We start from the raw sequence: 9,728 nt of genomic DNA, 5'->3' as shown, positions 1-9,728 counted from the left end.
GTTGGAGGCACGGTGAGCACGCTGTCCGCCGACAAGAAGGCGCTACTCGCGCAGCGGCTGCGGCGCCGCGACGGCACGGTCACGATCACACCGAGACCCCCGGGCACCGCCGCGCCGCTCTCCCCCGCCCAGGAACGGATCTGGTTCCTTGAGCAGTACGCGCCCGGCACGACCGTCTACACGGTGCCGCTCACCGTCCGCGTGGCCGGCGACCTGGACGCCGCCGCCCTGGAGCGCTCCCTGCACGAGGTGGTCCGCCGTCACGAGGCGCTGCGCATGCGCTTCCGCACCACACCGGACGGGCTGCCCGAGGTGCTGATCGACGAGGAGGCGCGCGCCGAGTTCCTGACCGCCGACGCCGCCGGCCCCGACGAGGCCCGCGAACTGGTCGAACGGGAGCTGACCAGGACGTTCGACCTCACGGCCGGGCCACTCGTCCGCGCCCTGCTGGTCCGGCTCGCGCCCGGCGACCACGTGCTCATGCTCGCCGCGCACCACCTGGTGACCGACGGCTGGTCGTTCGAGATCATCATGCGCGAGCTGTTCGAGATCATGGGCGGCCGGACCCCGCCGCCGCCCGCCGTCCAGTACGGCGACTACGCGGCCTGGCAGCGCGACCGCCGCCACGAACGCGAGGTGGCCCACTGGCGGGACCGGCTCGCCGGGGTGCCCGTGCTCGACCTGCCCGCCGACCGGCCCAGGCCGCCGGTGCTCGGCCACACCGGGGCCACCCACCGGTTCGAGCTGGACGTCGATCTGGCCAGACCCGCCCTCGCCGCGGGGGCCACCCCGTACATGGTGGTGCTCGCCGCGTTCCAGGCGCTGCTCGGTCGCTACTCGGGGCAGACCGACTTCGCGGTCGGCTCACCCATCGCCGGGCGCGGCCTGCCCGAGCTGGACGGCGTCGTCGGCATGTTCGTCAACACCCTCGCCATGCGGGCCGACCTCGACGGCGACCCCACCTTCGCCGAACTCCTGACCCGGGTACGCGACCGCGCCCTGGACGCCTACGCCCACCAGGACCTGCCGTTCGACCGGCTGGTGACCGAGCTGAACGTCGAACGCGACGTCAGCCGGTCCCCGGTCGTGCAGGTCATGCTCGCCCTGCAGAACTTCACCGCCCCCGCCACCGGCCCCTCCGTCGGCGCCGCGCTGTCGGCCTTCCCGGTCGAGGCGGGCATCGCCAGGTTCGACCTGTCGCTCTACCTGTTCGAGAAGCCCGGTGGGCTGAGCGGCCAGCTCACCTACAACACCGCGCTGTTCGACCCCGGCACGGCCGCCCGGATGGCCACCCACCTCGGGATGGTGCTGCGCGCCGCCCTCGCCGACCCGTCCCTGCGGCTGTCGGAGCTGCCCCTGCTCGCCGAGGGCGAACGCGAACGTGTCCTCGCCTTCTCCCGCTCCCCCGCCCCGGCCCCGCTCGGCCGGGAACTCCTGCACGACCTCGTCGCCGGGCCGCCGGACACCGTGGCCGTGACCTGTGACGGCCAGTCGCTCACCTACGCCGCCCTCGCCGACAGATCCGACTCCCTGGCCTGTCGATTACAGAGTCTCGGCGTGACCAGGGGCTCCCGGGTCGGCATCCGGCTGGAACGGTCGGCCGACCTGGCCGTCGCGGTCCTGGCCGTCCTGAAGGCCGGCGGCGCCTACGTCCCGCTCGACCCGGCCCAGCCGGAGGACCGGCTGGCCTACATGACCGCCGACGCCGGGGTGCGGGTCACCGTCACCGAGGACCTGCTGGCCGGACTGCCACCCGGCGACGTGCCCGCCGACCCCGGCCTGACCGGCGCCGACCTGGCATACGTGATCTACACCTCCGGGACCACCGGCCGTCCCAAGGGTGTCGCGGTGCAACACCGCCAGGTCCTCACCTACCTCGCCGGCGTCCGGGAACGGCTCGCCGTCGAACCCGGCGGCTCGTACGCGCTGATGCAGTCCCTGTCGTTCGACTTCGGCATCACGATCTTCTACCTGTCGCTGATGACCGGCGGCACGCTGCACCTGCTCGACCCGAGAAGACCCGCCGCCGAACTGGCCGAGACGCTGAGCGGGACCGACTACCTCAAGGCCACCCCTTCCCACCTGGCCTCCCTGATCGCCGAGGCCGGCCCGGACGGTCCCGGCGTGCTGCCGCGCAAGCTCCTGGTGCTCGGCGGCGAGGCGTCCACCTCCGCGTGGGCCGGATCGTTGCACGGGCCGCGCGTGGTCAACCACTACGGGCCGACCGAGGCGACCGTCGGCGTCACCACCCACGAGGTCACCGGCGCCGAGGAGACCCAGACCCTGCCCATCGGCCGTCCGCTGCCCGGAGCCAGGGCGTATGTGCTGGACAGACGCGGCGAACCCGCCCCGATCGGGGTGATCGGCGAGATCCACCTCGGCGGCGACCGGCTGGCCAGGGGCTACCTCGGCCGCCCCGCCCTCACCGCCGAGCGCTTCCTGCCCGACCCGTACGGCGAGCCGGGATCACGCATGTACCGCACCGGCGACCTCGGCCGCTGGCTGCCCTCCGGTGACCTCCAGTTCCTCGGCCGCCGCGACCTCCAGGTGAAGGTACGCGGCTACCGGGTCGAACTCACCGAGATCGAGGAGGTCCTGACCGGGCATCCGGCCGTCGGACAGGCGGTGGTGGACCTGCGCCGCGACCGCCTGGTCGCCTACCTGACCGGGGAACGCGCGAGCGTCGCCGACCTGCGCGCGTATCTGGCCGACCGGCTGCCCGAGTACATGATCCCGGCCAGGTACGTCTGGCTGGACCGGCTGCCGCTCAAGGCCCACGGCAAGGTGGACCGCGCCGCGCTGCCGGAGCCGGGCGCCGACCGTCCCGACGAGGACGGCGGATACGTCCCGCCGGAAACCTCGCTGGAGACCGCGATCGCCGAGGTCTGGGCCGGGGTGCTCGAACTCGACCGGGTCGGCGCGGAGGACGACTTCTTCGAGCTGGGCGGCCACTCGCTGCTCGCCGCCCAGGTCGTGGCCCGGCTGCGCGGCGTGACCGAACGCCCAGTCACGATCATGGACCTGTTCCGGCACCGCACCGTCCGCGCCCTCGCCGCCAAAGCCGCCGCGCCCGACGACGGCCCCAGGAAGCTGCTCAACCGGCTCACCCCGGCCCGCGCCGTCTCCGCCAGCCTGGTCTGCGTGCCGTACGGCGGGGGCAGCGCCGCCATCTACCAGCCGCTCGCCGACGCGCTGCCGCCGGACTGGGCGCTGCACTCCGTCGCCGTGCCCGGCCAGGAGTGGGGCCTGGACGAGGAGACCCGCCCGGTCGCCGAGGTCGCCGACGCCTGCGTGAGGGAGATCCTGGCCGACGTGCCCGGCCCGCTCTCCCTGTACGGCCACTGCGGGCTCGGCGTGATGCTCTGCGTCGAGATCGCCCGGCGGCTGGAGGCGGCCGGGCGGCCGGTCGACGCGCTCTACCTGGGCGGCGGCTTCCCGTTCGCCCGGCCCAAGACGATCATGACGCCGCTGCGGGACCTGGCGGACCGGCTGCGCAGCGACCGCGTCTGGGCCAACGCGCTCGTCGCGGCCGGGCTGGACATCGACGAGCTCGACCCCGACCAGCTCGCCGCGATCATCCGCAACCGGCGGCAGGGCACCCGTGACGCCGAGGCGTACTTCACCCGGCTGTTCGCGGAGAGCCCGGAGCCGCTGCGCGCCCCGATCATCTCGGTCGTCGGCGACCGCGACCCGGCCACCGAGTTCTACCAGGAGCGCTACCTGGAGTGGCACCACCTGACCGGCGAGACGGCCGTCGTCGTCCTGGACGAGGCGGGCCACTTCTTCGTCAAGCACCGGGCGGGCGAACTGGCCGAGATCGTCACCGGCACCCGCGCCGCCATCGCCGCCGGGCGGACCGCCGAGATCGAGGACCGCGACCGGTCGTGGTGGTTGCACGCCACCTCCACCGCCGGGACGGACACCCCCGTGACAGCGCGCGGACCCCGGCCCAGCATGAAACGGTTCGGCGCGGTGGCCGCCGGGCAGCTCGTCTCGATCATCGGCTCCTCGCTCACCGAGTTCGCCATTCCCCTGTGGATCTACCTGACCACCGGCTCGCTGGTGAACTTCGCGCTGTTCTCCGTCATCGCGCTGGTGCCCGGCATGCTCGTCGCGCCGCTGGCCGGGGCGATCGTGGACCGCTACGACCGGCGGAAAGTCATGCTGGCCGGCGACGCCGCCGCGGGCGGCACCCAGCTCGCGTTCGGCCTGCTGCTGTGGACCGGTCACATCCAGGTGTGGCACGTCTACCCGCTGCTCGCGTTGTTGTCCGTCGCGCTCACGTTCCAGCGGCTCGCGTACGGCGCGGCCGTGCCGCAGCTCGTGCCCAAGCGTTACCTCGGGCACGCCAACGGCGTCCTCCAGGTGGTCACCGGCACCGCGCAACTGATCGTGCCGCTGGTCGCGGTCGGACTGATGTCCGCGATCGGCATCAGGGGCATCCTCATCATCGACGTGGCCAGCTACGCCTTCGCGCTGTGCTCGGTGCTGCTGGTCCGCTTCCCCTCCGCGATGGGCTGGAAGCGGCGCGAATCCCTGGTCAGGGAGATGGCCGAGGGCTTCCGCTACTCGTGGGGGCAGCGCGGGTTCCGTGGCATGCTGCTGTTCTTCGCCTGCCTGAACGTCTTCCTGTCGCCGCTGTTCCTGCTGCTCACCCCGCTCGTGCTGGGCTTCGCCACCCTGTCCGACGTCGGGCGGGTGTCCTTCGCCGGAGGACTCGGCGTCCTGCTCGGCGGCCTCGCCATGACGGTGTGGGGCGGGCCGCGGCGGCTCCGGATGCGGGGCGTGCTGCTGGCCACGCTCGTGCTCGCCGCGTTCTGCCTGGTCACCGGCCTGCAGGAGAGCCTGATCGTGATCGCCGCCGGAGCGTTCGGCATGTCGCTGGCGCTGACCCTGGTCAACGGCGTCTACGCCACGATCATCCAGGTCAAGGTGCCGCAGCGGTTCCACGGCCGGGTCATCGCGCTCAACACCCTCGTCGCCTGGTCCACGTTGCCGATCGGCTTCGGCCTGGTCGCTCCGTACGGGACCTCGCTGTTCGAGCCGCTGCTCGCCCCGGACGGGCCGCTGGCGAGCACGGTCGGCCAGGTCATCGGCGTCGGCGAGGGCCGGGGCGTGGCGTTCATGTACGTGGTGTTCGCGCTGGCCATCGCCGTGATCGCGCTGGTGGCGCTCAAGGTCAGGGTGCTGGCCCGGTTCGACCACGACGTGCCGGACGCGCCGCCGGACGACGTCATCGGCCTGGAGGCGGTCCGCCGCCGTACGGCCGTTCACTGAGCCTGGTCACGGCTGCCGAGACCGGCACAACGGCAGGTTTCGGCAGATCGGAGGCATGGCGTTCTGCGAGATCGGGGCGCGACCGTAGCACGGGTAGTTGTGGAGCCGCAGCGCCGTCGATCGGAGGATCGCATCCCATCGCCGCTCACTTCTGTCCGAGCGGGAAGCGAGTGATGACTGCGAAGGGCCGTGCGATCAGTCGTCTCCACCTCGATCTCACGAAGCCCGCCGAGGAGGATCGCCGGCTTGGCCAGACGGCAAACGCGCTGATACCCCCGTCACCAGAACTCTGCAGTCATCGGTGCCCCAGGACGTTGACCACACGGCCGCTCGGATCACGAACGAAGAACCGGCCACCTGACCGGCAGCGGAAAACCGCAGCCGCTCAGGAGCCGAGATAGCGCAGCACGGCCAGGACGCGCCGGCTGTAGCCGGTGGTGTGCGACAGCGCGAGCTTGTCGAACAGGGCGTTGACGTGCTTTTCCACCGCGCTCTGCGACACGTGCAGCGATTGGGCGATCGAGGCGTTGGTCAGTCCCTGGGCCATGAGCTCAAGCACCTGGCGCTCGCGGGCGGTGAGCTGGGCCAGCGGGTCGGCGTGGCTGGTGCGCGCGAGCAGCTGGCGCACCACCTCCGGGTCGAACGCCGTCCCGCCCGCCCCCACCCGCTCCAGCGCGTCCAGGAAGTCGCCGACCTGGGCCACGCGGTCCTTGAGCAGGTAGCCGACCCCGTCGATGCTGCCGCTCATCAGCTCGGTGGCGTACTTCTTCTCGACGTACTGCGACAGCACGAGCACCTTGACCTCCGGCCGGCGCCGCCGGATCTCCAGCGCGGCGCGCAGGCCCTCGTCGGTGTGGGTGGGCGGCATCCGTACGTCGACCACCACCGCGTCGGGTCTTTCGCCGTCCACCGCCTCCAGGAGCGCGTCGGCGTCGCCCACCGCGGCCAGGACGTCGTGACCTTCCTCCTTGAGCAGCCGCACCAGGCCCTCGCGCAGCAGTGCCGAGTCCTCGGCCAGCATCACGCGCACGCCGGCTCCGCTTCGATCACGTCATCCTCCACTCGCACGACGACCATGGTGCCTTCCTGCCGTACCCCGGCCTCCGCCGGCCCGTACGCGTCCAGCCGGCCAGTACGAAAACGGTGTTCCAGAGCAGTGCTCCGCCGCCATGAGGCGTATGGCCGTTCGGGGGTGCGGAAAACCACACCCCGTCGTCGCCCTTCCCGCGGCGCGCGAGCGGATCGGCGGGTTCGCCGAGGCCGGGGCGATCGGCCAACCCGCGATCGTCCAGCCGTTTATTTCTCTGGTCTCCAAACTATTGACGGCGCTTCCGCTGGTGTGTGAGCCTCCCTTTCAGATTTCCATGCACGCGGGAGTAGGACGGTCAGGGTCCCCGCCTGATCGTGCATGGCCGGTTGTCCGTGCTCGGAGGGAAAACCGTCCATGCGAACATTCGCACGCCTGCTCGTGGTCGCCCCGTCGGGGCCGGTTTCTTACCTCGGATCAGTCGATGTCGCCACGGTGAGCACGGGCTCCGGGCCATCCGTCCGGACCCCAACCACGAGGTAGGTACATGAAGAACAAGCTCGTCGCCCTCGGCGCCGCCGTGCTCGCGGCCATCGCGTCGATCCTGGTCTCGGTCCAGCCCGCGTCCGCGGCCGTGGGCCTGCACATCAGCGGCACGAAGATCGTCGAGGCCAGCGGCAAGGAATTCATCATGCGGGGCGTCAGCCACCCCCACGTCTGGTACACCAACCAGACCAGCTCGTTCGCCGACATCAAGGCGCTCGGCGCCAACACCGTACGCGTGGTGCTGGGCAGCGGTAAGCGGTGGGGGCCGTCCAACGACGTCGCCAACGTGATCGCGCTGTGCAAGCAGAACCGGCTGATCTGTGTGCTCGAGGTCCACGACACCACCGGGTACGGCGAGGAGGGCGCCGCCGCATCGCTCGACGAGGCGGTCAACTACTGGATCAGCCAGAAGAGCGCCCTGGTCGGCCAGGAGAACTACGTCATCATCAACATCGGCAACGAGCCGATCGGCAACACCAACCCCGCCCAGTGGACCGACGCCACCGCGAACGCGATCAAGAAGATGCGCAGCAACGGCTTCGAGCACCTGCTCATGGTCGACGCGCCCAACTGGGGCCAGGACTGGCAGTACGTCATGCGCGACAACGCCCAGACGGTCCTGGACGCCGACAGCCGCCACAACACCGTGCTGTCGATCCACATGTACGCCGTGTTCAACACCGCCGCGAGCATCGTCGACTACCTCAACCGGTTCCAGGCCAAGGGCTGGCCGCTGGTCATCGGCGAGTTCGGCTGGCAGTTCAACTCGGGCGAGGTGGACCACGAGACGATCCTGTCCGAGGCGCAGTCGCGCGGCCTGGGCTGGCTCGCCTGGTCCTGGAGCGGCAACAGCGACCCGATCCTGGACATGACGGTGAACTTCGACCCCAAGCAGCTCACCACCTGGGGCACGAGGATCTTCAACGGCGCCAACGGCATCAAGGCGACCGCCAAGGAGGCCTCGATCTACAGCGGCAGCAGCCCCTCGCCGTCGCCCAGCGCCTCGCCGTCGAAGTCGCCCAGCCCGTCCCCCAGCGCCTCGCCGTCGAAGTCGCCGTCGCCCAGCCCGTCGCCGTCTCCGAGCGCCTCACCGTCGCCCAAGCCCGGCGGCTGTACGGCCTCCTATTCCGTCGTCGGCCAGTGGCCGGGCGGTTTCCAGGGTGAGGTCAAGGTCACCGCGGGCAGCTCGGCGATCAAGGGCTGGACCGTGACGTGGACCTTCGCCAACGGCCAGACCGTCACCAACGCCTGGAACGCGACGGTCACCAGCAGCGGATCCAGCGTGACCGCCCGCAACGAGAGCTACAACGGCAGCCTCGGCGCCGGGGCCGCCACGACCTTCGGATTCCTCGGATCGTGGAACGGCGGCAACAGCGTCCCCACGCTGTCCTGCACCGCGAGCTGACGGAACACCAGTGCGGGCCGGGCGCGACACGCGCCCGGCCCGTAACCGTGATCGCGTGAGTGGCCGGAAGAACGCCTCATCCGGGCGGGGGCCCTCGCATCGCCCGTCGCGTGGCCGCCTCAGATGACGTCCGAATCTCAAATCGGTTCATCCCCCGCGACCTGCCGAAAGCACCCGGGCCCCCTCATGGCCGCGGATTTCGCCCGCATGGATTCGGTAGATACGGGGAAGGTCTCCTCAATCCCTCGGAAGTGACACGGTTTGGCAACAAATTCACCGGTCGCTTCCGTCGGGTATCGGGGCAGAGCGCTCCGGTACGACCGCCGCCCCATTCGGCGGAGACCATTGGATCGAACGATACGGAGGAACGGTGAAGCCGACCAACCCCCACCGCCCGAAAGGACTGTTGTCCCGACCGGGCGGGCCGCGCCGGCGCATCTCCCAACCCATGATCCTCGCGACCGCGTTCGTGCTGACGGCGTCGGGCGGCATCGGAGTGACTGCGGCCTCCGCCGCCACCCCCGTCACCCCGCCGGCCGACACTTCGGAGCCTGTCGTGACGGCCACCGTGACGATCACGCCGACGGCCGCCCCGGCCGAGACCGTGACCGACTCCCCCACGGCGACGCCCACCACCGAGGTGCCCCTGGTGGGGCCATTCCTCGGGGCGCTGCACGGCGAGGTGGTCGTGCCGACCAAGGACGGGTGCGGCACGGTCACGGTGTTCACCCAGACCGGGCAGGCCGTCGCCGTGGCGGACGACTCGATCACTGTCCGCAGCCAGGACGGCTTCGAGCGGTCGTACGCGATCGACGACTCCACTCAGGTGCTCACCGCCCGCCGGGGCGGCGAGATCCGGCAGGACGCCTGGATCTCGGTCGTCGCGGCCGCCCAGCCCGGCACGCCGGATCCTGCCCCGGAGAGCCCGGCTCCGGTTCCGTCCGCCACCCCGACGGATCCCGAAGCCACGCCGACAGCTCCCGAAACCACACCGGCAGCCCCCGGTGCCACGCCGACGACTTCCGAAGGCACGCCGGCCCCCGCTGAGGGCACGCCGACGAGTCCCGAAAGCACCCCCACTCCGCTTCCCGGCGGGACCTCGGCGGCTCCCGCTCCCCCTGGCGAGACGAGCTCCGCACCTCCGCAGACCGAGGAGACGACGCCCGCCGCCCCTCAGGGGGAGTCGGCGGCGGCCGCCTACGTCTTCGACCTCTCGCGGCCGAGCAAGCGGCTGTGGTACCTCAGCAAGAACTCTCCGTACGCACTGAAGTGGCACTCGGGGAAGCCCGCCTGGCGCGCCCCCGATCCCTGTCCGACGCCGACGGCCATCCCCACAGAGCCGCCGGCCGCAACACCCGACCCGGCCACGCCCCCCGCGGATACCCCGGCTCCCACGGAGACCGCGGCGCCCACCCCCGAGCCGACGCTCACGGAAACGCCGACCCCGACTCCCACGTCCTGATCGACCGTCGG

General features: G+C 71.4%; 4 protein-coding genes. 3 read left to right on the top strand and 1 reads right to left on the bottom strand.

Annotated elements, in window-relative coordinates:
- The first annotated feature begins 12 nt into the window (after positions 1-12).
- Positions 13-5,277, top strand: a complete 5,265-nt coding sequence (locus ACQEVJ_RS03990; protein ID WP_433097265.1) for an amino acid adenylation domain-containing protein — start codon at positions 13-15, stop codon at positions 5,275-5,277.
- Between the two features lie 385 nt (positions 5,278-5,662).
- Here ACQEVJ_RS03990 and ACQEVJ_RS03985 read toward each other — a convergent pair whose 3' ends face one another.
- Positions 5,663-6,307 (bottom strand): response regulator, encoded by a 645-nt coding sequence (locus ACQEVJ_RS03985; RefSeq protein WP_433097263.1) that lies wholly within the window; start codon positions 6,305-6,307, stop codon positions 5,663-5,665.
- A gap of 544 nt (positions 6,308-6,851) precedes the next feature.
- Here ACQEVJ_RS03985 and ACQEVJ_RS03980 point away from each other — a divergent pair.
- Together ACQEVJ_RS03980 and ACQEVJ_RS03975 are read left to right on the top strand one after the other, a co-directional pair.
- Entirely contained in the window at positions 6,852-8,255 is a 1,404-nt protein-coding gene (locus ACQEVJ_RS03980; protein WP_433097261.1) for a cellulase family glycosylhydrolase, read from the top strand.
- A 448-nt stretch (positions 8,256-8,703) separates the two neighbouring features.
- On the top strand, positions 8,704-9,717 hold the full coding sequence (locus tag ACQEVJ_RS03975; RefSeq protein ID WP_433097259.1) for a hypothetical protein: 1,014 nt from the start codon (positions 8,704-8,706) through the stop codon (positions 9,715-9,717).
- Positions 9,718-9,728: the final 11 nt, after the last annotated feature.

Source organism: Microbispora sp. CA-102843 (assembly GCF_050936215.1).
Lineage (GTDB): Bacteria > Actinomycetota > Actinomycetes > Streptosporangiales > Streptosporangiaceae > Microbispora.
The sequence above is the reverse complement of the archived record's forward strand: the minus strand, read 5'-3'. Positions and strand labels throughout refer to the sequence as shown.

Excerpts from the sequence above, each read along its gene's own strand:
- ACQEVJ_RS03980 (WP_433097261.1), top strand. The coding sequence starts at position 6,852 with ATGAAGAACAAGCTCGTCGCCCTCGGCGCCGCCGTGCTCGCGGCCATC.
- ACQEVJ_RS03975 (WP_433097259.1), top strand. The coding sequence starts at position 8,704 with ATGATCCTCGCGACCGCGTTCGTGCTGACGGCGTCGGGCGGCATCGGA.